Origin of the sequence: Streptomyces sp. NPDC002057 (assembly GCF_040296665.1) — a bacterium.
Taxonomy (GTDB): Bacteria; Actinomycetota; Actinomycetes; order Streptomycetales; family Streptomycetaceae; genus Streptomyces.
Genome location: NZ_JBEOXR010000037.1, coordinates 57,332 through 80,690 on the forward strand (window position 1 = coordinate 57,332; position 23,359 = coordinate 80,690).

A 23,359-nucleotide genomic window follows, 5' to 3' on the forward strand; every position below is an offset into this window, starting at 1 on the left:
CCGTCGCCGGAAGGTTCTCCCTCGTTCCGCGCCGCGGAGCCGCCCGTGCACGGGGCCGCACGCGCCGCCCCTCGCCCGCCCGGCCCCGACCCGCCCCCGCCTGGACCTCGTGCGCGCCCTGCTCACCGCGGGCGCCCGGCCGTCGTGCGGGCGGTGTAACCCTCCGTGCGACGGGGGCGTGATCATCCGGAAACCGGGCCCTTCTACGGTCGAGGGGTGGGAGACCTCCCACCGTCCACCGCGCCGACGCCGGTGCGACGTGGGAGCGCCGCACAGGCGGGGAGGAGTCCAGGTGGCGTCTTCGGACTCGCGGACCGAGACGGCCCGGACCGAGGGTGTCCGGACGGTCTGCTCGTACTGCGGGGTCGGCTGCGGAATCGTCCTCGACGTGGCGCGCGACCCGGCGACCGGCCTGCGGCGGGCCCTGAAGGCCTCCGGGGACAAGGCCCATCCGGCGAACCGCGGCCGTCTGTGCACGAAGGGCTCCACCAGTGCCGACATGATGGCGGCCACCGGACGGGCCCGCACCGCGCTCGTACGGGCGGAGCGCGCGGGCGAGCCCGCCGCGACGGACGTCGACGCGGCGGTCACGGCGGTGGCGGGCCGGCTGCGCGCGATCCTGGACGAGCACGGGCCGGACGCGCTGTCGTTCTACGTGTCGGGGCAGATGTCGCTGGAGGCGCAGTACCTGGCGAACAAGCTGGCCAAGGGGTTCGTGCGCACGCGGCACATCGAGTCGAACTCCCGGCTGTGCATGGCGTCCGCCGGCTCCGGCTACAAGCTGTCCCTGGGCGCCGACGGCCCGCCCGGCTCGTACCAGGACTTCGACCACGCCGACGCGTTCCTCGTCATCGGGGCCAACATGGCGGACTGTCACCCGATCCTCTTCCTGCGCGTGATGGACCGGGTGCGGGCCGCGGGGGCGAAGCTGATCGTCGTCGATCCCCGGCGCAACGCCACCGCGGACAAGGCCGACCTCTTCCTGCAGATCAAGCCCGGCACCGACCTCGCCCTCCTCAACGGCCTGCTGCACCTGCTCGTCGAGAACGGACACGTCGACGAGGAGTTCGTGGCCGAGTTCACGGAGGGCTGGGAGGCGATGCCCGAATTCCTCGCCGACTACCCGCCCGACCGGGTCGCCGCGGTCACGGGGCTCGCCGAGGCCGACATCCGGCGGGCCGCGCGGTGGATCGGCGAGGCGGGCGCGTGGATGAGCTGCTGGACCATGGGCCTGAACCAGTCGGTCCACGGCACCTGGAACACCAACGCGCTGGTCAACCTCCACCTCGCCACCGGGGCCCTCTGCCGTCCGGGGGCGGGGCCCTTCTCCCTGACCGGCCAGCCCAACGCCATGGGCGGCCGCGAGATGGGGTACATGGGCCCGGGGCTCCCGGGGCAGCGCTCGGTGCTCGTCGACGCCGACCGGGCGTTCACCGAGAATCTGTGGAACATCCCCGAGGGATCGCTGCGCACCGACGTCGGCCGCGGCACGGTGGACATGTTCGAGCGGATGGCGGCCGGGGAGATCAAGGCGTGCTGGATCATCTGCACCAACCCCGTCGCCTCGGTCGCCAACCGCAAGACCGTCATCGCCGCCCTGGAGGCGGCCGAACTCGTGGTCACCCAGGACGTGTTCGCCGAGACGGAGACCAACGCCTACGCCGATGTCGTGCTCCCCGCGACGCTGTGGGCGGAGTCCGACGGCGTCATGGTCAACTCCGAGCGCAACCTCACCCTCGCCCGGGGTGTCGTCGACCCGCCCGGTCAGGCCCTGCCGGACTGGCGGCTCATCGCCCGGGTCGCCTGCGAGATGGGCTTCGCCGACTCCTTCACGTACGCCTCCTCGGAGGAGGTGTTCGAGGAGCTGAGGCAGGCGTGGAACCCGCAGACCGGCTGGGACCTGCGCGGCGTGACGTACGAGCGGCTGCGTGACACCCCCGTCCAGTGGCCCGCTCCCACCGTCGACGGCCCCGACCGCAACCCGGTCCGCTACGTCAACGACGGTGTCAGCCAGACCCTGCTGGAGCGCGAGGACGGCAGCCGCCCCCGGCTGGTCTTCCCGACGCCCGACGGACGCGCCCGGTTCTTCGGCCGCCCGCACCTTCCGGCCGCCGAACTGCCGGACGGGGACTATCCGTTCGTCCTCAACACCGGGCGGCTCCAGCACCAGTGGCACACCCTGACCAAGACCGGCAAGGTCGCCAGGCTCGCCAAGCTGGACCCCGGCCCCTTCGTCGAGATCCATCCGGAGGACGCCCGGTCCCTCGGCGTCGCCGAGGGCGACCACCTGGAGATCGCCTCGCGCCGCGGCCGCGCCGTCCTGCCCGCCGTGGTGACCGACCGGGTCCGGCCGGGCGACTGCTTCGCGCCCTTCCACTGGAACGACCTGTTCGGCGAGTACCTCAGCGTCAACGCCGTCACCCACGACGCCGTCGATCCGCTCTCCTTCCAACCGGGCTTCAAGGCCTGCGCGGTGGCGCTCGCGAGGACGACCGCCCCGGTCCCCCTCGTACGCCAGGACCGGCGTCCCCGGGCGGACGCCGAGGTCCCCACCGCCCCGCCGCCCGCCGCCCTTCCCGAACCGGCGAGCGGCCCGGCGCCCGCGCTCGCCGCCCTGTTCGGTGTCGCGGACCTCGTCCCGCCGCCGTTCACGGCGTCCGAACGCCGCTACCTCGCGGGATTCCTCACCGGCCTCGCCACCGCGCCCGCCGACGGCCGCGTCCCGGTGCTGCCCGCCTCCGCCCCCTTCGCACCGGACCACGGCCTCTGGGTCGACGGGGTCCTCGCCGGAACGTACGCGCGGGCCGACGCCCCGGCACCCGGGCACACGGCGCCCCCCGTGCCGGCGGCCCCGCCGTCCGCACCCGAGGCGCGGGGCGCGGACCACACCCGCCGCCTGCTGGTCCTCTGGGCCTCCCAGACCGGCAACGCCGAGGAGGTCGCCGCCACCGCGGCAGGCCGCCTCGGCGAGGCCGGGTACAGCCCGGTGCTCCTCCCGATGGAGTCCGCCGACGTGACGCGGCTAGGCCCCGAAGCCGATCTGCTGGTGGTGACCAGCACCTTCGGGGACGGCGACGCCCCGGACAACGGGGCGGCCTTCTGGCAGGCGCTCAGCTCCCCCGACGCCCCGCGCCTGGAGGGCGTGCGCTTCTCCGTGCTGGCCCTCGGCGACTCCAGCTACGACGACTTCTGCGGCCACGGCCGCCGCCTCGACCAGCGCCTCGCCGAACTCGGCGCCACCTGCCTCCATCCCCGTACCGACTGCGAACCCGACCACGACGCCGGCTCCGACGCCTGGCTGACGGCGCTCCTCCCCCTGCTCGCCGCCCCGGCACCCGCCACCGCGAAGGTGACGGCGGCCCCGGCACGGACGCCCGCACCGGCCGGTGCCGCCGCCGCGTCCGGCCCGGCGCACCCCGCCGCGTACACGAAGGCGTCGCCGTTCCCCACGCTCCTCATCGGCAACCGGCTCCTGAGCCTGCCCGGCTCCCAGAAGGAGGTGCGCCGGTTCGCCTTCGACACCCGTGACGGCGCGCTCTCCTACGCGGCGGGCGACGCCCTCGGCGTGTGGCCGGCCAACAGCACCGACCTGGTCGCCGAGTGGCTCGCCCTCACGGGACTCGACGCCGCCGAACCCGTCGTGGCCGACGACTCCGGCCCCCTCCCCCTGGCCGAGGCGCTGCGCACCCGTCTCGACATCACCCGGATCACACCGGACCTGCTCAGGTTCGTGGCCGAGCGCACCGGGAGCCATGACCTGCGGCGGCTCCTGCGGCCCGGCAACAAGGACGAACTCGCCAAGTGGAGCTGGGGACTCCAGGGGGCCGACCTGATCGGCGCCTTCCCCGTGCGCGCCACCGCCGCCGAATGGGCCGGCGTCCTCAAGCGCCTGCAGCCGCGCCTCTACTCGATCTCCTCCAGTCCGCTCGCCCACCCGAGCGAGGTCCGCCTCACCGTCTCCGTCGTGCGCTACACCAACGACCGGGGCCGGGACCGCACCGGAGTGTGCTCCGCCCACCTCGCCGACCACGCCGACGACGGCCCCGTCCAGGTCTTCGTCCAGCGTTCCCCGCACTTCCGCCCGCCCGCCGATCCCGCCACGCCCCTGATCATGGTCGGGCCGGGGACCGGCGTGGCCCCGTTCGTGGGCTTCCTGGAGGACCGGCGGGCCCGCGGGCACACCGGACGGAACTGGCTGTTCTTCGGCGAGCAGCGCGAGGCCACCGACTTCTACTACCGGGAGGAGCTGGCGGAACACCTGGCGTCCGGTCACCTCGACCGGCTCGACACCGCCTTCTCCCGCGACCGGCGCAACAAGGTGTACGTGCAGGACCGCATGCGCGAGCACGGCTCCGCCCTCTGGTCCTGGCTCCGGGACGGCGCCCACTTCGCCGTCTGCGGCGACGCCGCCCGCATGGCCAAGGACGTCGACCGGGCCCTGCGCGACCTGGTCGCCCGTCACGGCCGCATGGGCGAGGAGGAGGCGGCCGCGTACGTCCGGCAGATGGCCGCCGACAAGCGCTACGTCCGCGACGTCTACTGAGGCCTCGGGGCGGCGCCCGGGGCTTGGGGCCAAGTCGGTGAATCACGGCCCGCCGACTGCGGCGGAGCCGCCACGGTGGAGCCGGGTGCTCAGGATGGTGGGGTGAGAAGCCTCAGATCCTGGGCCTGTGTCCACGCGACGGTCCTGGCGCTCGCCGCCACCCTGCTGGGAGGTCCCTTCGCTCCCCCGGGCGCGACCGCGGCCCCCCGTGTCTCCGCGCCCGGCCCCGCGGTCTCGGCCCTCGCACGGCTGCTGCCGACCCATGCCGCCCAGTTCACCCTCGTCCAGGTGGTCCGACCCGCGTCCGGCGACTACTTCACCCTCTCCGGCGACGCGGGCCGCGTCCGGGTCGAGGGCACCACACCGGCCGTGATCCTCAGCGGGGTGAACTGGTACCTGAAGCACACGGCCCGGGTCGACATCGGGTGGCCCGGTTCCAGCACGTCCATGCTCCCGGCGACCCTGCCCGCCCCCGTACCGGTCCGCAAGGACGCCTCGGTCCCGCACCGGTTCGCGCTCAACGACACGGACGACGGCTACTCCGGCGCCTACCGCACCTGGGCCGACTACGAGCGGCAGATCGACCTGCTCGCCCTCGGCGGGGTCAACGAGGTGTTCGTGCAGATGGGCGCGGACGCCGTCTACCACGCGGCGTTCCAGGAGTTCGGCTACTCCGAGGAGGAGATGCGCGCCTGGATCCCGGGGCCGGCCCACCAGCCGTGGTGGCTGATGCAGAACCTGTCGGGCTTCGCCGGGCCGGAGTCCCAGCGGCTGCTCGGTCAGCGCGCCGCCCTCGGCCGCAGGATCGCCGACCGGCTGCGGAGCCTCGGCATGGCCCCGGTGCTGCCCGGCTACTTCGGCACGGTGCCGCCCGGCTTCACCGCGAGGAACCCCGCCGGACCGGTGGTCCCGCAGGGACGGTGGGTCGGCTTCGACCGGCCCGACTGGCTCGATCCGCGCAGCACGGTCTTCCCCGAGGTCGCGGCGGCGTTCTACCGCCACCAGCGTCGGCTGTTCGGCGCGTCGACGCTGTACAAGATGGATCTGCTCCACGAGGGCGGCCGGGCGGGCGACGTCCCCCTGGAGGCGGCCGGGAAGGCCGTGATGGACGCGCTGCAGACGGCCCACCCCGGTGCCACCTGGGTGCTCCTCGGCTGGCAGAACAACCCGTCGCCCCAGATCATCGACGCGGTCGACAAGTCCAGGCTGCTCATCGTCGACGGGCTCTCCGACCGGTACGACGGACTCGACCGGGAGGCCGCCTGGCACGGCGCGCCCTACGCGTTCGGCACCATCCCCAACTTCGGCGGGCACACCAGCGTGGGTGCCAACACGGCGGTGTGGGCCACCCGGTTCGACGCGTGGCGCAGCAAGCCGGACAGCGCCCTCAAGGGCATCGCCTACCTGCCGGAGGCCACCGGCGGAAATCCCGTCGCGTACGAGCTCTTCACCGAGCTGGCCTGGCGCACCGGCCCCCTGGACCACCGGGCGTGGTTCGCCGGCTACGCCGGACGACGGTACGGCGCCGCCGACCCGCACGCCGCCGCGGCGTGGGAGCTGCTGCGCACCGGCCCGTACAGCACCCCTTCGGGAACCTGGAGCGAATCCCAGGACAGCCTCTTCACCGCGCGTCCCCGGCTGACGGCCGTCACCTCCGCGAAGTGGAGTCCGCCGTCGATGCGCTACGACGCCGCCACCGTGCGGCAGGCGCTGACCGAACTGCTGCGGGTCGCACCGGAGCTGCGGAGCACCGACGCCTACCGGTTCGACCTCGTCGACGTCGCCCGCCAGGCCCTGGCCAACCGCAGCCGCACCCTGCTCCCCCGGATCAAGGCCGCGTACGACGCCGGGGACCTGGCGCTGTTCCGCGCGCGGGCCGCCGAGTGGAAGGAGGATCTGGCGCTCCTGGAGCGGCTCCTCGCCACCGACACGCGGTTCCTCCTCGGGCCCTGGCTGGAGGAGGCGCGTTCCTGGGGCGCGACGGAGGCGGAGAGGGCCGCGGCCGAGTTCGACGCCCGCTCGATCCTGACCAGTTGGGGTCACCGCTCCGGCAGTGACACGGGCGGACTGCACGACTACGCCAACCGTGAGTGGTCCGGGCTCGTGGCCGACTTCTACGCCGTGCGCTGGACGATGTACCTCGACTCGCTCGACACGGCCCTCGTCACCGGACAGCCCCCCGTCCCGATCGACTGGTACGCCTGGGAGAGCGCCTGGAACGGGCAGCGCACCACCTACCCCGTCACGCCGTCCGGCGACCCCGTGGCCCTGGCCACCGAGGTGCGCGACTCCCTCCCCACCGCCCGCTCCCCCCGGCCGGGTCAGGCGCGCCCGTGGCAGGTGCGCCCCTGACGCGCGCACGGCGGGGGCGGACGGCACCGCGCCACATATGCCGGTGGCTCGTTCCTGCGCGCCTCTGGCGTACGCGGGCGGTGCGGTGGCAGGGTGAACCGCACGCGGTCCTCGCCGACACCCCCGAGAAGGACCGCACCCGGCCCCGCCTCGGCGCGCCCGCGGAGGCGGGGCCGCGCCTCCCTCCCGGCTCCCCACGGGAGGCTTCAGGCGTGTGCGCCGCCGCTCACCCGCGGCCGCCCGCACCGTGCCGCCACCGGACGCGGTGTCAGGGCCGCGCCAGGAGGCCGGCCAGCATCTCGTGGCTGCGGCGGAGGTCCTCGATGCGCTCCTCGGCGGCCGCCAGTTCCCGGTCCAGGACGGCCCGGACGTCGGCGCACCAGTGGAGTTCCGGGAGTTCGCCGTGCACGCACGGCAGCACCGCGCGGATCACCTCGGTGGTGAGGCCCGCGGCCAGGAGCACACGGATCTGCCGGACGGTGACCACCGACTCCTCGTCGTAGACGCGATAGCCGTTGGGACCGCGCCGGGCTTCGAGCAGGCCCTGCGCCTCGTAGTACCGCAGCAGCCGCGCGCCGACTCCCGTACGCCGGGACAACTCCCCGATCAGCATGCCTACCGTCCGTTCCGAGATCGACCTTCGCACCGATGTCGGGTCTCAACGTCCCGGCGCGTGCGGGTATTCCGCGTACGCCTGCCATCGTGGCCCGCCGGGCGGTCACTCCGCCGGCGCGACGACCACGATCCGGTCGTCCGGATGCCAGGACCGGACCTGGGACTTCGGAGGGTTGACGCTCACGTCGTGGGGGGAGCCGTGCGCGCGGTAGCCGAGGGCGCACTCCCCCCGGCGGGCGGCCGACTCGACGACGGTCGCGAAGGAGACGTCCCGGCCCGTCGTGATGTACCGGCCCACCGGGCGGAGGTGGAGGGTGGCCCCGCCCGGGGCGAAGAGTTCCTCGAACACCGCGGTCAGCCGGGGGTTCTGGGAGATCTGCGTCATCAGCAGCCCGATCAGCCTGCCGCTGACGACGAAGTCGGCCCCGGGGGCGAGGGGGGCGATCAGCCGGTTGCGGTCGTCGGTCATCTCCGTGACGACGGGCACGCGCCCGCCCGCCGACCGGAGCCGCCCCCCTGCCTGTTCCCGCTCCCGCGCCCGGAGGTGGAGCAGGGTCACGAGGGTCCGGTCGTCCGGGTCCTCGTGTCCCGGCCGGGGGTCGGGGCCGAGGACGATCACCGCGTCGTGTCCGGTGGGGTCCAGGGCGTCCGTCGTGTCGCGCAGGGTCGGGTCGCCCGGGTGATGGCGTACGGACAGGCGGTGGCCGACGGCCTCGGTGACGGCCCGGATGCCGGAGACCGTCGCGGTGCGCGGCTCGGCCACCACGTCGAGGACCGAGCCGGGGGGCGTGTGCCGGGACAGGTGCTCGACGATCCGCGGTGCCCTGCGGTTCCAGCCCAGGAGGAGGAGGCGTTCGGTCCCGGCGGCCGGGGCGGACGCCGTGGGCGGGGCGGGCAGGATCGCCGTGGGGTCGTACGGGGCGGGTGTGGCCGCCCAGTGGGTCGTGCCGGCGTCCTCGGCGACGACGACCAGGCTGTCGCCGTCCAGGATCGGTGTGCGACCGGGTGGGTTGAGGACGACGGTGCCGTCCTCGCGGACGATGCCGACGAGGCTCGACACCGGGCTGACGGCGTTGGCCTCGTGGAAGGTCAGACCGGTCAGGCCGGGTGCGCGGAGCGTGTGGAACTCGTGCCCGGCGAAGTCCAGCAGCTCCTGGTGCACGAGGGAGAGTCCGGGTTGCCGTACGCACTGGACCAGCAGGCGCGCGGCGATGTCGTCCATGTCCAGGACGGTGGACAGGGGGCCGCCGGCCAGCCGGGCGGCGCTGAGGTAGCGGTCGTCGCGGACGGCGGCGACGACCCGCACCGGATGCTCCTCGCCCACGGCCGCCGAGAGGGAGAGCAGGGTCTTGACGACCTCGGCGTCGTCGTGGGGGCTGTCCCTGGGGAGGACGAGGACGCACTCCGCCGTCGTCGGGCTCACCCGGGCGAGCGCGACCGGGTCGGTGGGACGGCCGCTGCGGCAGATGAGCCGGGTGCGTCCGGTGGCGCCGACGGTGGCGTGGAGCTCCTCGTCCATGTCGGCCTTCCCCCGGTCGGCGAGCACCGTGATGACGCCGCGGCGCCGAGGGGCGTGGGCGGCGACGAGTTCGGTGACGACGGTCGGGATCTGCTCCGACCAGCCGAGGACGACGGTGTGCCCGCTCTCCAGGACGCGGGCGTGCCCCCGGTCGAGGGCGAGGAGCTTGTCGGTGATGCCGGTGGTGATGAGGCTGACCAGGGTGGAGACGTAGAAGAGCGCGATGAGGGCGAGCAGGACCGACAGGACGACACGGAGCGGCGGGCCGACCTCGCCGCCCAGGCGCAGGGTCTGTCCGGTGTTGCGCCACACCGCGGCGATCCTCGAACTCAGGGTGGCGGGGGCGCGCTGGTCGGTCCAGACGAGCAGGGCGCTCACGGGGACGACGAGCGCGAGGCAGGCGAGGGCGAGCCAGCCGACGAGGGCGGGCGTCCCCCGGGTCAGCGTGGTGTCGAACCAGTAGCGGAGACGCGCCTCGACGGGCCCGGTCCGCCGGGCCGGGCCGCGGGGTGCGGGTGGAACCACGGCCCGGTCGGTTCCGGGTCCCGGTGCGGCGCTCCGCTGGGCGGGAACGGCCGTGTTGCCTTGTTTGCGCACGTCGGCAGCGTGGCGCCTCGCCCCGGCCGCCGGGATGTCATCGCGGCATATTCATCCCTTCGTGATCGGCCGACGGAGAGCGGGGCGGCGGATCGGTCAGGCGTACGAGGTGACGCGGATCCCCCTCGGCCGGACCGCCGGCCCGCCGAGGCGCGGGGCCGCCGGCGGCAAGCCGCCGGGGGCCTGTCCCCGCGCCCCTGCGTCCCGGCGACCGGCGCCCCTGCGGCTCAGCGGCTCAGCGGCTCAGCGGCTCAGCGGCCGAAGGTGTCGATGTTCTCGACGAGCCAGCGTCCGTCGCGGTGCACGACGTCCACGGCGAACATGGCACCCGCGTAGACGCCCTGGTCCTGGGCCTTCGGCTTCTGCTTGCCGCCGGTCCCGGCCGTGCTCACGCTGCTCTGGTCGGCGTAGACCAGGACCCGGGCCCGGTCGCCGTCGATCCGCTCGACCGCGCTGTCGGTGACCGTCGTGGTGATCACCGTCTTCTGCCGGGCCGCCTGGGCGAGCACCCCGCCGAGGAGCGTCCGGTGCTGAGCGACGGCCTTGCCGGTGAGGAGGGTCTTCCCGGCCCGTTCGAAGGGGGCCGGGTCGGCGTGGTCGTACGAGAAGAGCGCGGCGACGGCCGCGGCCGTCTGTCCCTTGATCTCGCTGGTACGGGCGAGATCGGTCAGGGCCGTGTTTCCGCGCGCGGGCTCGTCCCGCAGCTCTCCCGCGCGGCTGGACGCCCACCCGGCGAAGCCGCCGAGGAGCAGGGTCAGAACGCACAGGACCACGAGGGGGACGACGTGCCGCCGCCGTGCCCCGTCCCCGGTGGCCCGGATGTCCGCCGCGCGGCCGGTGCCTTCACCCGGTGCCTCGCGCTCCGGCGTTCCGGCCGGTCCCCGCGCGGGCTTCACCGCCGGCCGCTGCCGGGTGCGGGGGGCGGGCTCGGTCAGGAGACCCGTGGACGTACGGGACCTGGCGCCGCCGGACGGCCGGGCGTCGGGGTCCTCGGACACGGCGGTGCCGGAGACCGGCTGCTCGGCGAGGGCCTGGCGGCGGCGCTGGCGGTTGAGGTGGTGGCGGGGCGTCGGCATCGTGCGTGTCCTTTCGGGTGCTGGCGGCTCTCGCTGTACGGCCCGGTCAACCGGTCGCCGTGCCGCCCACGGGGGCCTGCCCCAGACCACTGAGCTTCCACTGGCCGTCGGTGCGGGTGAGTTCGCCCAGCATGCGACTGTCCTTGTCCGTGCTCTTGCTGTCGGGCGTCGTCACCGTGATGCGCAGGGCGACGAGCACCCGGGCCCGCCCCGCCCGGTCGTCGAGCTCCGTGACGGCGCCGGAGAGCACCCGGGCCGTCGTCACGGTCTTCGCCGTCCTCACCTGGCTGGTGAACTCCGTGCGTCCGTCGACGAGTTGCTTGTTCAGCTCGCCGGTCGTGGAGGTCTCCCACAGGTCGAGCCCCTGGTCCACCCGCCGGTGGTCGAGGGTGTTGAGGTTCTGCACGGCCTGCTCCCCCGCCGCGAGCGCCCGGTCGCGCTGCACGGCGTACGCGGCGGAGTCGTCGTGGGCCGCGGCGTACCAGGCCCGGCCCGCCCAGGCCGCGAAACCACCCGCGACGAGGGTGAGTACGAGGGCCACGGCCAGGGCCGGCCGGATGCCCGCCGGGCTGCGGACCGTGCGTGTCATGGGGTGCTCCCGTCTCCCGCTCATCGTCAGCGGGCCTTGATGTCGACGATCAGCCACCGGTCGCCCTGGAACGTCGCGGTGACGGTGAGCTGGGCCGCGGCGGACGTGGCGGCGCCCGCGTCCCGCCGCGAGGTCTGGTCGAGGAACACCAGCAGGCGCGCCTCGTTCCCGTCCAGCTCGATCACCCCGGTCCGGACGGCCTGGGTGCCGAGGGTGATGCGCTGCTCGGCCAGACTCGCCCTGACCTGGGCGAACAGGTCCTCGTACTGCCGGGCGGCGCGTCCGGCCAGCACGGTCCTGGCGGAGCGTTCGGCGGCGTCCGCGCTGCTGGGCGCGTAGGAGAAGATCCGGGCGAGGCCTTCGCCGACGTCGCCGCTGACCCGGGTGGTGGTCGCGGTGTCGGTGAGCGCGTGGTTGCGGGCCGAGGGAGTGGACCGGAGCTCGTGGGCGCCGTAGAAGAACGCGCCGCCGCCGAGGAGCAGGAGGGCGACGGCCCCGGGTAGGACGAGCCTCCGCCACCGGGCGGAGCCGCGGCCCCCGCCGTCGCCGGTGTCCCCCGTCCCGTCCTCGTCCGTGGCCTTCGTGCCGCCCCGGCCCCCGGTCGCGGCACCGGCCTCGGCGCCGTCGTCCCCGGACGTGCCCCGAGCCCCGTCCGTCCCCTCGGACACGTCCCCGGCAGCCTTCCCGGACAGGTCACCGGCCGGCTCCTCGGCCACGTCCCCGGCCGGCTCCGGCAGGTCGTCGCGGACGGGCTCCGGTGTCTCCTCCGGGTCGGCCCCGGGCCGGCGACCGGTCGCCCTGCGCAGGAGTCCCGTCACTCGTCCCCGCCCTCCCCGCTCTCCCGCGCCTCGACGACGGGTACCGCGCTGAGCGCGGCGACCCTCCACGTGTCCTCGCCGGTGCGGTTCAGGACGGCCTCCAGGCGCTTGCGGTCGGTGGTCGCGGCGGCGGCTCCACGGGGGGTGACGTCGACGCGGACGGTCGCGATGAGTTTCGCCGTACCGGCTCGGGTGTCGAGCGCGGTGAGCGCGGCCTCGGTGACCGTGGCCCGCGCCGAGGCCCCCACCGCGGGTGCGGTGGAGCCCAGTTCGGCGCGGAGCGGCCCGGCGGAGGCGTCGCGCCAGGCCCGGATGCCCGCTTCGGCGCGCTCGCGGGTCGAGGCGTCGAGGGTGTTCAGGACGGTGAGGCCGTGCCGGCCCGCGGCGAGCGCCGTGTCCCGTTCACGGCCGAAGGCGAGTTCCTGGTCGGTACGGGCCTGGGCGTAGGTCCACGCGCCGGTGCCGCAGAAGCCGAGGGCGGCGACGAGGGCGCCGACGCCGAGGGCCTTGGCCCGCCTCATCGGGTGCTCCCGGTGTTGAGGCCGAGGAGACCGGCCATGTCCGTCGGCCCGCCGCTCTGGCCGGGCAGGGCGAGCGCGCCGGGCAGGGACACCGGCGAGCCCGTCGTGGTGCGGGCGCTGCCGGAGGGCAGGGAGCCGGGCCGGGCCGGGACCGGCACGCCGCCGCTCCTCGGGGCCTGGGCGGAGCCGCGGACGTTGACCCCGGCGGCGGCGGAACCGGTGCAGGAGGCGCCGGTGTTGAGGGCGGGCGCGGTCCCCAGGTCGAGCCCGTTGCGGTAGCGGGTCGCGCCGTACCCGGAGGTGCAGGGCAGCGGCTTGAAGAAGGTGACGGCCATGCCCATGTTCACGCGTCCTCCGTCGACGGCGGTGGCTCCGGCCGAGACGGCCGCCGGGACCTTCACCAGGAGTTCCTCTGTGCCGCGCTGTCGGGTGACGGCGACCTCGGCGGTGGTGAGGAGGTTGGCGAGGACGACGCTCAGGCTCGGGTCGAGGTCGCGCAGGAGGCCGCTGACCTGCCCGGCGGCGTCGGGGGTGACGGCCAGGAGGCGGCGGAGGTCGGCGTCGGAGCCCTTGAGGGTGGCGGCGAGGTCGCGCGCTCCGGTGGCGAAGCCGCGGATGGCGCGGCTCTCGTCGGCCTGGGTGCGCAGGACGACCTCCCCGTCGTGGATGAGCCGGGTGGTGGCGGGGAGCGAGCTGTCGGCGGCCTGGACGAACCTGCTGCCGTTGTCGAGGAGGACCTGGAGGTCGTCGCCGTGTCCTTCGAAGGCCTTGCCGAGTTCGTCGACGACCGTGCGCAGGGACTCCAGTGGTACGGAGTTGGTGAGGTCGTTCATGCCGGCGAGCACGTCGGTGACGGGTGCCGGGACCTGGGTGTCCTTCTGTTCGATGCGGGCGCCGTCGGCGAGGAAGGGGCCGTCGTCGCTCTCGGGGCGCAGGTCGATGTACTGCTCGCCGACGGCGGAGAGGCCGGCGACCACGGCCCGCGCGTCGGCGGGGATCCGGGGCGCGGACTTCTTGATGCGCAGTTCGGCCACGACTCCGTCGGCGGTGAGGCCGATGTCTCCGACGCGTCCCACGGAGACGCCCCGGTAGGTGACGTCGGAGTGGGTGAACAGCCCTCCCGTGCGGGCGAGATGGACCCGGACGGTGTAGTGGTCGGCGACGCCGACATGGCGGCCGAGGTCGGCGTATCGGATGCCGACGAAGCCGAGGACGAGCACGGCGATGACGAGGAACGCGATGTTCTTCAGCCGTACGGTACGGGTGATCACCGGCTGTCGCCTCCGTCCTTCGGTGCGGTGGCCGGGGGCAGCGGCAGCGCCGTCCGCGGGCTCTGGGAGGTGCCCTTCGCCGGTTGCCGGCGGTCGGCCGGGGCCGGTGTCGTCGGGGCGGGGGTGGGCTCCTCGGTCCCGGGGATGAGCGGCGGGATCACCTCGGTGCCCGGGGCGGCGGCGAGGTGGAGGTAGGTGTTGAGGTAGTCGCCCTTGATGCCGCGCATCACCTCGTCGGTGAAGGGGTACGTGAGCAGCACCTGGAGCGATTCGGGCAGGTCGGCGCCGGCGTCCGCGAGGGCCTTGAGGGTCGGCGCGAGGGCCTTGAGGTCGGCGACCATGTCCTTCTTGCTGGCGTCGATGGTGGAGACGGCGACGCCGGACAGGGTGTCCAGGGCGCGGAGCATGGTGAGCAGGGAGCCCCGCTGGTTCTCCAGCGTCTTCAGGCCGGGCGAGAGGCCGGTGAGGACGGTGTCGACGTCCTTCTTGCGGCCGGCGAGGGTGGCGGAGAGCCGGTTGACGCCGTCGAGGGCGCGGGTGATGTCGCCGCGGTGCGCGTCGAGGGTGGTCACCAGGGTGTTCACGCGCCTCAGCATCGAGCGGACCTCGGGTTCGCGGCCGCCGAGGGCCGCGTTGAGTTCGCGGGTGATGGTCTTGAGCTGGTTGACGCCGCCGCCGTTGAGCAGCAGGGAGAGCGCGCCGAAGACCTCTTCGACCTCCGTGTTGCGGCTGGTGCGGGCGAGCGGGATGACGCTGCCGTCGGTGAGCCGTCCGCCGCCGTCCTTGCGCGGGGCGACGAGCTGGATGTACTTCTCGCCGAGGAGGCTGGACTGTTCGAGGCGGGCGCCGGCGTCGGCGGGCAGCCGGACGGCTCCGTTGATCTTCAGGGTGACGCGGGCGGACCAGGTGCCGGGGTTCAGTTCGATGGCGGTGACGCGGCCGACGGCGACGTCGTTGACCTTGACCGCGGACTGCGGCACGAGGCTGAGGACGTCGTCGAGTTCGGCGGTGACCGTGTACGGGTGCGGGCCGAGGTCGGCGCCGCCGGGCAGGGGCAGGTCTTCGATGCCGTCGAACCGGACGGGGTCGGCGGGGACCGCGCCGAGGATCACGACGAGGCCCAGGCCGAGGGCGACGACTCCGACGGCGGCGGCTCCGGCCGCCTTGCGGGAGGGCGGGGTGCCGTCTCTCATCGTTCCCCCTCTCCGGGGCTCGTGGCGGCGCTGCCGCTCACCGGCAGCGGGAGCAGGGGTCCGCCCATGCTGATCTCGTTGAGGTTGGCACGGCCGTCGAGGGTGCGGGTGTCCTTGTTGTAGGCGTTGACGAGGTTGCCGGCGGCGAGCGGGGCGACGTCGAGGGCCTCGGCGAGGGAGGCGCGCTGGTCGACGAGGGTCTGGGTGAGGGGGACGAGACGGTCGACGTTCTTCTTGAGTTCGCCGCGGTTGTCCTTGATGAAGGTCTTGACCTGGGCGAGGGCCTTGCCGAGTTCCTTGAGGGCTCCGGCGAGGTCCTCCTTGTTCTCGGCGAAGTAGCCGACGACCTCGTCCAGGCGTTCCTGGGCGGTGCGGACGTCTCCGTCCTTGTTCTTGAGCATGGTGGTGAAGGTCTGGAGCTGGCGGAGGGTGGTGAACAGGTCGTCGCCGCTGCCGTCGAGGGTCTTGGCGGCCTTGCCGAACTGTTCGATGGAGGTGCCGATGGCGGCGCCGTTGCCCTTGAGGTTCGCGGCGCCGGTGTCGAGGAGTTCGGAGAGGGCGCCCGCGGAGTTGGCGCCGTTCGGTCCGAGGGCCCTGCTGAGGTCGGTGATCGAGGCGTAGAGCTGGTCGATCTCGACGGGGACGCGGTTGCGGGAGGCGGGCAGTGCGGCGCCTTCGCCGAGGGTGGGTCCTGTGGTGTAGGCGGGGCTGAGCTGCACGTACCGGTCGGCCACGATGCTCGGGGCGACGACGAGGGCCCGGGCGTCCGCGGGGACGCGGACGCCCTCGTCGAGGCGGAGTCCGACGCGTACGCGGGTGCCCTGCGGCTCCACGGACTCCACCTCGCCGACGCGTACCCCGAGGACGCGCAGGTCGGATCCGGCGTAGATGCCGACGGCCCGGTCGAAGTAGGCGGTGACGCTGATGCCGCCGGGGTCGAGGGCGCGTACGGCGACGACGCCGCAGGCGGCGAGCAGCACGAGGGTGAGCCCGGCGACGAGGGGTTTTCTGGGCTTGGTCATCATTCACCGCTCCCCTTGGCCGTCGCCTTCTGTTTCGGCGGCAGGCATCCGGTCGTGGGCTGCGACGCTTCGGGCAGGTAGGTGCGGGGCACCACGCCGCACAGGTAGCTGTCGAACCAGCGGCCGCTGCCGAGGGTGTTGCCGACGAGCCGGTAGTACGGACCGATGAGCGCGAGCGTCTTGTCGAGCTGGCCGCTGTTCTTCTCCAGGACGCCGGTGACGCGGCTGAGGGCCTTGAGGGTGGGGCCGAGCTGCCGGTCGTTGTCGCCGACGAGTCCGCTGAGTTCGGTGCCGAGTTCCCGGCTGCCCTTGAGGAGGGCGCGGATGGCGTCGCGGCGCTTGCGCAGCTCGCCCAGGAGGGAGCCGCCGTCCTCGATGAGCGTCTCGAAGCTGGACTTCTTGGTCTCCAGCGTCTTGGTGAACTTCTTGCTGTTCGCCAGGAGCCTGGCGAGTTCGGTGTCGCGCTTGGAGACGGACCTGGACAGTTCGGAGAGGCCGGTGGCGGCGTTCCGTACGTGCGGCGGTGAGTTCTTGAAGGTGTCGGAGATCGTCTCGAAGCTCTCGGCGAGCTTCTCGGTGTCGATGGCGTCGACGGTGCCGCTGAGGTCCTGGAAGGCCTGGGTCACGTCGTACGGGGAGGTGGTGCGGGACTGCGGGATGCGGGTCCCGGGGTGCTGCCGCGCGGAGCCGAGCGGGTCGACCGCCAGGTACTTCTCGCCGAGGAGGGTCTTGACGGCGATGGCGGCGGTCGACCGGTCGCCGACCCAGGCGTCGCCGACCTCGAACGTCACCTTGACCTTGGCGCCGTCGAGGGCGACGTCGGTGACCTTGCCGACCTTGACCCCGGCGATGCGCACCTCGTCGCCGGCGTCGAGTCCGGCGGCCTCGGAGAAGTCGGCGCTGTAGGCGGTGCCGTCGCCGACGAGGGGGAGCCGCTCCACGTTGTAGACGAGGACGGCGGCCAGGGCGAGGACGAGCAGTCCGACGACGGCGACGACGACGGGGTTGCGTTCCTTGACCGGCTTGATCCGGCCGCGCGGGCTCATCCGCGGCACCTCGGTTCGGTCACGGCGATGCCGGTCGGCGGCTTGGAGCCGTCGGAGGTTCCCACGCCGCTCACGCGCGCCTCGCAGAGGTAGAGGTTGAACCACGATCCGTACGAGGAGAGGCGGGCGATGGCCGTCATCTTGGCGGGGGTACGGGCGAGGAACCGCTCGATGAGGGGCGTGTGGTCGCCGAGGGTGCCCGAGAGCCTGCCCAGTTCGCGGATGTCCTTCTTGAGGGGGGCGCGGCCGTCGTGGAAGAGGCCGGCGGTGGTCGTGGTGAGGTCGCCCATGGCCTTGACGGCCTCGCCGAGGGGCTTGCGGTCGGTGTTGAAGCCGGTGACGAGTTTCTGGAGGGTGACGACGAGGTCGCCGAAGGCCGCCTCGCGGTTGTTGAGGGTCGTCAGGACGGTGTTGAGGTGGGTGACGACCTGGCCGATGACCTGGTCCTTGGCGGCCACGGTCTTCGTGAGGGAGCCGATGTGCCGGACGAGGCTGTCGACGGTTCCGCTCTCGCCCTGGAGGACCTGTACGAGCGATCCGGCGAGGTCGTTGACGTCGGCGGGCGAGAGGCCCTCGAACAGCGGCTTGAACCCGTTGAACAGCAGCGTCAGGTCGAGTGCGGGGGTGGTGCGCTCCAGCGGGATGGTCTCCCCCTCCCCCAGGGTGCCCGCCAGGTCGCCGCTGCCCCGGTCGAGGGAGACGTACCGCTGTCCGACCATGTTGAGGTACTTGACGGCGGCGGTCGCCGACCGGGGCAGGGTGCGGTCCTCGCGGACGGAGAAGGTGACCTGGGCGGTGCGCCGGTCGACGACGCGGACGTCGGTCACCTCGCCCACCTGGACGCCGGCGATGCGCACGGAGTCGCCCTCGACGAGGCCGGTGACGTCGGTGAACAGGGCCTTGTACGCGCGGGTGGCGGAGCCGACGCCGGTGTTGGCGATGCTGAAGCCGAGCACGGTGGTGGCGAGGGCCGTGACCAGGACGAACGCGAGGGACTTCAGGAGCGTCCCGGTCAGGCCGCGCCGTCGCGTGTGGGTGGGTCGGGTCGTCATCGGAGGGTCACCTCCGCGCCGCGGAACGCGGGTCCGGCGAGCAGGCTGCTCCAGTCCGGCAGGTCGCCGGGCCGCTTCTGCGCCGTGGGGGCGAGGAGTTCGTTGACGAGGTCGTTCTCCTGCGGGGAGTTGGCGGGGCCGAGGCTCTGGTCGGCCGCGGCGGACGCCCGGGCCGCGGGTGCGGCCGGGAGGCCGAGGTAGGGCACCGGGTGGCAGCGGGGGCCGCCGCCGGAGCCGTACGAGGGGGTGTCCCGGCCGGGGACGTACGCGCCGCGCGAGGGGACGGTGGTGACGTCGACGTGCAGTCCGGGCTGGTTGGTGCCCTTGCCGAGCGCCTTGTCCATGGCCGGCACGAACTGGGCGAGGGTGCGCAGGGTGCAGGGGAAGGACGGGGAGTACTCGGCGAGCAGTTCCAGGGTGGGCCTGCCGGCGGCGCTGAGCCGGATGATGTTGTTCTTGTTCTGGCGCAGGAAGGCGGTCAGGTCCTGGGCGGTCCGGGTGGTGACGCCGAGGGTGCCGGCGAGCTCGCCCTCCTTCTCGGCGAGGGTGCCGCTGGTGGTGGTGAAATCGGTGAGCGCCGTGACGATGTCCGGGGCGGCGTCGGCGTAGAGGTGGCTGACCTTCACGAGTTCTTTCAGGTCGCGGGTGAGGGCGGGCAGCTGGGGATTGAACTCGCTCAGGTGGGCGTCGAGTTGGGCGAGGGTGTCGCCGAGCTTGTCGCCGCGTCCCTCCAGGGCCCTGGAGACGGCCGACAGGGTCGCCGAGAGTTTCTGCGGCTGGACCGCGGTGAGCAGGGGCAGGACGTTGTCCAGGACCTGCTGGAGTTCGACGGCGTTGCTGGAGCGGTCCTCAGGGATGACGGCTCCGGGGCCCAGCGGTCGCGCCGAGGGGTTGCCGGGCGGGACGAGGGCCACGAACCGTTCGCCGAAGAGCGTCGTGGGGAGCATCTGCGCGCGGACGTCGGAGGGTACGTGTCTCAGGGTTCCGGGCCGCATGGCGAGGGTGAGCCGGGCTCCGCCGTCGACGGCGTCGATGGCGCGGACCTCGCCGATGACGACGCCGCGGAGTTTCACCTCGGCGCCGAGGTGCATCTCGTTGCCGACGTTGCCGGTCTCGACGACGATCGGGTCGGAGTCGGTGAAGCGTTTGTCGTAGACGGCGACCGCCAGCCAGGCGAGCAGGGCGGGCACCAGCAGGAAGACGACGCCGGCGAACCGGCGGCGGAGGGTCTCGGCACGTGAGTCGCTCATCTCACCCCGCCACCTTCACGGTCGTGGTCGCGCCCCAGAGGGCCAGCGACAGGAAGAAGTCGGTGACGCTGATCAGCACGATGGCGTTGCGCACGGAGCGGCCGACGGCGATGCCGACGCCGGCGGGGCCGCCGGAGGCGCGGAAGCCGTAGTAGCAGTGGGCGATGATCACCATCACGCTGAAGATCAGCACTTTGAGCACCGAGAGGAGGACGTCCGTCGGGGACAGGAAGAGGTTGAAGTAGTGGTCGTACGTGCCCTGGGACTGGCCGTTGAAGAGGACCGTCACGTAGCGGGAGGCCAGGTAGGAGGAGAGCAGGCCGATCGCGTACAGCGGGACGATGGCGACGACGCCCGCGATGATGCGGGTGGTGACCAGGTACGGCATGGAGCGGATGCCCATGCCTTCGAGGGCGTCGACCTCCTCGTTGATGCGCATGGCGCCGAGTTGGGCGGTGAATCCGGCGCCGACGGTGGCGGAGAGGGCGAGTCCGGCGACGAGGGGGGCGATCTCCCGGGTGTTGAAGTAGGCGGAGACGAAGCCGGTGAACGCGGCGGTGCCGATCTGTTCGAGGGCCGCGTAGCCCTGGAGGCCGACGACGGTGCCGGTGAAGAGCGTCATCGCGATCATGACGCCGATGGTGCCGCCGATGACGCCGAGGCCTCCAGAGCCGAAGGCGACCTCGGCGAGCAGCCGCTGGACCTCCTTGAGGTAGCGGCGCAGCGTCCGGGGGATCCAGAGCAGGGCCCGGACGTAGAAGAGGAGTTGGTCACCGGACCGGTCGAGCCAGACGAACGGGGAGGCCATCGCTCTCAGCCTCCCTTCGGCGGGACGATCTGCAGGTAGATGCCCGTCAGCACCATGTTCACGAAGAACAGCAGCATGAAGGTGATGACGACGGACTGGTTGACGGCGTCGCCGACCCCCTTGGGGCCGCCGCGGGGGTTGAGCCCCCGGTAGGCGGCGACGATGCCCGCGATGAAGCCGAAGATCAGGGCCTTCACTTCGCTGATGTACAGGTCGGGCAGTTGCGCGAGGGCGGAGAAGCTGGAGAGGTAGGCGCCGGGAGTGCCGCCCTGGAGGACGATGTTGAAGAAGTAGCCGCCGAGGGTGCCGACGACGGAGACCATCCCGTTGAGGAGCACGGCGACCGCCATGGTGGCGAGGACGCGCGGGACGACCAGCCGCTGTACGGGCGAGACGCCCATGACCTCCATCGCGTCGAGCTCCTCGCGGATCTTGCGGGAGCCGAGGTCGGCGCAGATGGCGGATCCGCCGGCGCCGGCGATCAGGAGGGCGACGATGAGCGGGCTGGCCTGCTGGATGACGGCGAGGACGCTGGCGCCGCCGGTGAACGACTGGGCGCCCAACTGCTGGGTGAGCGAGCCGACCTGGAGCGCGATCACGGCGCCGAACGGGATGGAGACGAGCGCGGCCGGCAGGATGGTGACGCTGGCGACGAACCAGAACTGCTCGACGAACTCCCGGAACTGGAAGGGCCGTCGGAAGACGGCCCGGCTCACCTCGGCGGCGAGGGCGAAGAGCCGGCCGGTCTGCCGCAGCGCGCCGGTGATCACGAGCCGCTCCCGGTGGCCGGCATCGACAGGGTGGGCGCGGTGGCCGTCCTCGCGTAGGTGTCGCGGATGGCGGCGCGGGCGGCCGGCGGCAGCTGGTCGAGCATGCCGAGGACGCGCTCGCGGCGGCGGGCGACGGCGGCGCGCGGCGGCAGGCCGGGCGACGGTTCCAGCTGCGGGACGATGCCGGGGGGACCGCCCGCCCGCTGGTTGGCGGGATCGACCAACTCGGCGGCGAGCAGGGCGGCGTCCTTCTCCTCGGACATGCCGATGGGGCCTTCGCGGCGGCCGGCGAGGAACTGGGTCACGACCGGTTCGTCGCTGGTGAGGAGGACCTCGCGGGGGCCGAAGGTGACGAGGTTGCGCCGGAAGAACATCCCCATGTTGTCGGGGACGGTGGCCGCGATGTCGAGGTTGTGGGTGACGATCAGCATCGTGGCGTCGATCCGCGCGTTGAGGTCGATCAGCAGTTGGGAGAGGTAGGCGGTGCGGACGGGGTCGAGCCCGGAGTCCGGTTCGTCGCAGAGGACGATCTGCGGGTCGAGGACGAGCGCGCGGGCCAGTCCGGCGCGCTTGCGCATGCCGCCGCTGATCTCGCCGGGGAGCTTGCCCTCCGCGCCGAGGAGGCCGACCAGTTCGATCCGCTCCATGACGACGCGCCGGATCTCGGACTCCCGCTTGCGGGTGTGCTCGCGCAGCGGGAAGGCGATGTTGTCGAAGAGGGTCATGGAGCCGAAGAGGGCGCCGTCCTGGAACATGAGGCCGAAGAGCTTCCGGGTCTCGTAGATGTCGCGTTCGGGGCTGCTGACCATGTCGACCCCGTTGATGAGGACCCGGCCCTGCTGCGGTTTGAGCAGCCCGATGAGCGATTTCAGGAAGACCGTCTTCCCCGTTCCGGAAGGGCCGAGCATCACGCTCACCTCTCCGGCCGGCAAGGTAAGGGTCACGTCCTGCCAGATGTTCTGCTTGCCAAAGGACATGGTCAGACCCTCAACGACTACTTCGATTCCCATCCCACCTCCAGCAAGCGTGCGTCGGATGTGCGCCGCGGGCGCACGGTAAGTCGTTGCGGATCACTCGGACAATAGGTGTGGCGCAGAATCCTTGATCCGCTCGCTCGTTTGTCACCGTGGAGACAAAGCCGGGAAGGCTTTTGTCTCCGCCGAGACAGAGCGGGCCCACAGAGCCGCGCCGACCTGCGACTCGGCGCTGCCCCGGGAACGCTACGGCCGAGTAACCTTTTTCGGCAATACCGGATTCCGAGTTTTCCCGAGACGGGATCGGAGAGCGGAATACTTGTCAGACGGGAGACAGTTCCTCGTCGCGACTTGTCACCGGAGAGAGCGATGGGCGGCCGCCGGGCCGGCCGGGGCGCCGAATACCGGGCGGCCACCCGGAAATGAGCGATCGATCATAATTGTCGACATTGCGCACCCTGGAACCAAGTGGATTCACGCCATCGCTCACCGGCCTGACAGGCATTTCAAGCTCTTCAAAGAATCATGGACTGCGCCATTGTTCAGCTAAGTTTCCCGCAAGTAACGTCAGGTTTCGCGGCCGAGGAATACCGAGCCGCCGGCCGCTCCACCCCCACCGCGGCCAACCCTCTGCCGGTCAATCCCCAAGGAGAGTCCCAGAGCCATGAAGAAGTCCCTCAGAAACCTCGCCGTCGTCGCCGGAGCCGCCTCCGCCGCGTTCGCCCTCGCGGCGGCCCCCGCCTCGGCGGTGCCCTCCACGGTCTGGACCGTCAACCCGACGCCGTCCAGCTTCACCGCGACCAACACCGGCAACGTCGTCCTGAGCGTCAACGGCATCGCCATGACGTGTACGAAGTCGAACGCCGCGGGCTCGATGGCGAGCGCCACCGGCAACCCGGCGACCGTGGCCTCCATCAGCTCCATCGCCTTCGGCGCCAGCGGCGCGCCCTGCACCAGCGTCCTCGGCAACGTGACCACGGTCGCGGCCACCCCCTGGACCGTCGTGGCGCAGGACTACACCGCCGGAACCGGTGTCACCAAGGGCTACGTCGGCAACGTCGACGCCACGGTGACGGTCGGCGCCTGCGTCTTCCGCGTGACGGGCAAGGCCTCCGGCACGTACACCAACTCGACAGGCAAGCTGGCCGTCGCGAGCACCTCCGGTGAGCTCACCGTCGTCTCCTCCAGCAACTGCGGCTCGGCCGTCCCGGTCGGCGCCAAGCCGCTCTTCACCGGTGCGTACCTCGTCAAGAAGACGGGCACCACCACCATCCCGACGATCGTCGGTTCCAACCCGTAGGACGCAGGAACCCGCGTCCGCCCGGCCGGCCACCCCGGCCGGG

The 23,359-nt window shown here is 72.7% G+C and carries 17 protein-coding genes and 1 pseudogene; 3 read left to right on the plus strand and 15 right to left on the minus strand.

Annotation, left to right across the window (positions count from 1 at the left end):
• Window positions 1–292: 292 nt before the first annotated feature.
• Together ABT129_RS25650 and ABT129_RS25655 are read left to right on the plus strand one after the other, a co-directional pair.
• On the plus strand, window positions 293–4,543 hold the full coding sequence (locus ABT129_RS25650) for a bifunctional nitrate reductase/sulfite reductase flavoprotein subunit alpha (RefSeq protein WP_351905986.1): 4,251 nt from the start codon (window positions 293–295) through the stop codon (window positions 4,541–4,543).
• A 102-nt stretch (window positions 4,544–4,645) separates the two neighbouring features.
• Window positions 4,646–6,895 (plus strand): alpha-N-acetylglucosaminidase, encoded by a 2,250-nt coding sequence (locus ABT129_RS25655; RefSeq protein WP_351905989.1) that lies wholly within the window; start codon window positions 4,646–4,648, stop codon window positions 6,893–6,895.
• Window positions 6,896–7,163: 268 nt separating this feature from the next.
• On the opposite strand, the gene ABT129_RS25660 is transcribed toward ABT129_RS25655, so the two are convergent.
• From ABT129_RS25660 to ABT129_RS25730, 15 genes and pseudogenes are all read right to left on the minus strand, one after another.
• Window positions 7,164–7,508 carry a MerR family transcriptional regulator gene (locus tag ABT129_RS25660; protein WP_351905991.1) on the minus strand — a complete coding sequence of 115 codons (345 nt, stop codon included), beginning with the start codon at window positions 7,506–7,508 and terminating at the stop codon, window positions 7,164–7,166.
• Window positions 7,509–7,613: 105 nt separating this feature from the next.
• Window positions 7,614–9,626 carry a CASTOR/POLLUX-related putative ion channel gene (locus ABT129_RS25665; RefSeq protein ID WP_351905994.1) on the minus strand — a complete coding sequence of 671 codons (2,013 nt, stop codon included), beginning with the start codon at window positions 9,624–9,626 and terminating at the stop codon, window positions 7,614–7,616.
• 251 nt (window positions 9,627–9,877) lie between these two features.
• Window positions 9,878–10,702, minus strand: a complete 825-nt coding sequence (locus ABT129_RS25670) for a hypothetical protein (RefSeq protein ID WP_351905997.1) — start codon at window positions 10,700–10,702, stop codon at window positions 9,878–9,880.
• A 46-nt stretch (window positions 10,703–10,748) separates the two neighbouring features.
• Window positions 10,749–11,291, minus strand: a complete 543-nt coding sequence (locus ABT129_RS25675; RefSeq protein WP_351906000.1) for an Rv1363c family protein — start codon at window positions 11,289–11,291, stop codon at window positions 10,749–10,751.
• 26 nt (window positions 11,292–11,317) lie between these two features.
• Window positions 11,318–12,109 (minus strand): hypothetical protein, encoded by a 792-nt coding sequence (locus ABT129_RS25680; protein ID WP_351906003.1) that lies wholly within the window; start codon window positions 12,107–12,109, stop codon window positions 11,318–11,320.
• Entirely contained in the window at window positions 12,106–12,630 is a 525-nt protein-coding gene (locus tag ABT129_RS25685; protein WP_351906006.1) for a hypothetical protein, read from the minus strand. Before ABT129_RS25685 ends, ABT129_RS25680 begins: the two co-directional genes overlap by 4 nt.
• The gene (locus ABT129_RS25690; protein ID WP_351906009.1) at window positions 12,627–13,901 is read right to left on the minus strand and encodes an MCE family protein; all 1,275 of its coding nucleotides are present in this window, start codon (window positions 13,899–13,901) and stop codon (window positions 12,627–12,629) included. Before ABT129_RS25690 ends, ABT129_RS25685 begins: the two co-directional genes overlap by 4 nt.
• On the minus strand, window positions 13,898–15,094 hold the full coding sequence (locus tag ABT129_RS25695) for an MCE family protein (RefSeq protein ID WP_351906011.1): 1,197 nt from the start codon (window positions 15,092–15,094) through the stop codon (window positions 13,898–13,900). Before ABT129_RS25695 ends, ABT129_RS25690 begins: the two co-directional genes overlap by 4 nt.
• The gene (locus ABT129_RS25700; RefSeq protein ID WP_351906014.1) at window positions 15,091–16,116 is read right to left on the minus strand and encodes an MCE family protein; all 1,026 of its coding nucleotides are present in this window, start codon (window positions 16,114–16,116) and stop codon (window positions 15,091–15,093) included. The genes ABT129_RS25695 and ABT129_RS25700 overlap by 4 nt, the downstream gene beginning before the upstream one ends.
• A complete protein-coding gene (locus ABT129_RS25705; protein ID WP_351906017.1) occupies window positions 16,116–17,162 on the minus strand; it encodes an MCE family protein in 1,047 nt (348 codons plus the stop codon). The genes ABT129_RS25700 and ABT129_RS25705 overlap by 1 nt, the downstream gene beginning before the upstream one ends.
• Entirely contained in the window at window positions 17,159–18,214 is a 1,056-nt protein-coding gene (locus ABT129_RS25710; protein ID WP_351906020.1) for an MCE family protein, read from the minus strand. The genes ABT129_RS25705 and ABT129_RS25710 overlap by 4 nt, the downstream gene beginning before the upstream one ends.
• Window positions 18,211–19,464 (minus strand): MCE family protein, encoded by a 1,254-nt coding sequence (locus ABT129_RS25715; protein WP_351906023.1) that lies wholly within the window; start codon window positions 19,462–19,464, stop codon window positions 18,211–18,213. Before ABT129_RS25715 ends, ABT129_RS25710 begins: the two co-directional genes overlap by 4 nt.
• Window position 19,465: 1 nt before the next feature.
• Window positions 19,466–20,272 carry an MlaE family ABC transporter permease gene (locus ABT129_RS25720; RefSeq protein ID WP_189801008.1) on the minus strand — a complete coding sequence of 269 codons (807 nt, stop codon included), beginning with the start codon at window positions 20,270–20,272 and terminating at the stop codon, window positions 19,466–19,468.
• Between the two features lie 5 nt (window positions 20,273–20,277).
• A pseudogene (locus ABT129_RS25725) lies at window positions 20,278–21,027 on the minus strand (MlaE family ABC transporter permease); the annotation flags it as partial.
• Window positions 21,028–21,038: 11 nt separating this feature from the next.
• Entirely contained in the window at window positions 21,039–22,052 is a 1,014-nt protein-coding gene (locus tag ABT129_RS25730; protein ID WP_351906026.1) for an ABC transporter ATP-binding protein, read from the minus strand.
• Window positions 22,053–22,680: 628 nt separating this feature from the next.
• Here ABT129_RS25730 and ABT129_RS25735 point away from each other — a divergent pair.
• Window positions 22,681–23,316, plus strand: coding sequence for a hypothetical protein (locus tag ABT129_RS25735; RefSeq protein WP_351906029.1), 636 nt, complete (start codon window positions 22,681–22,683; stop codon window positions 23,314–23,316).
• Window positions 23,317–23,359 lie beyond the last annotated feature (43 nt).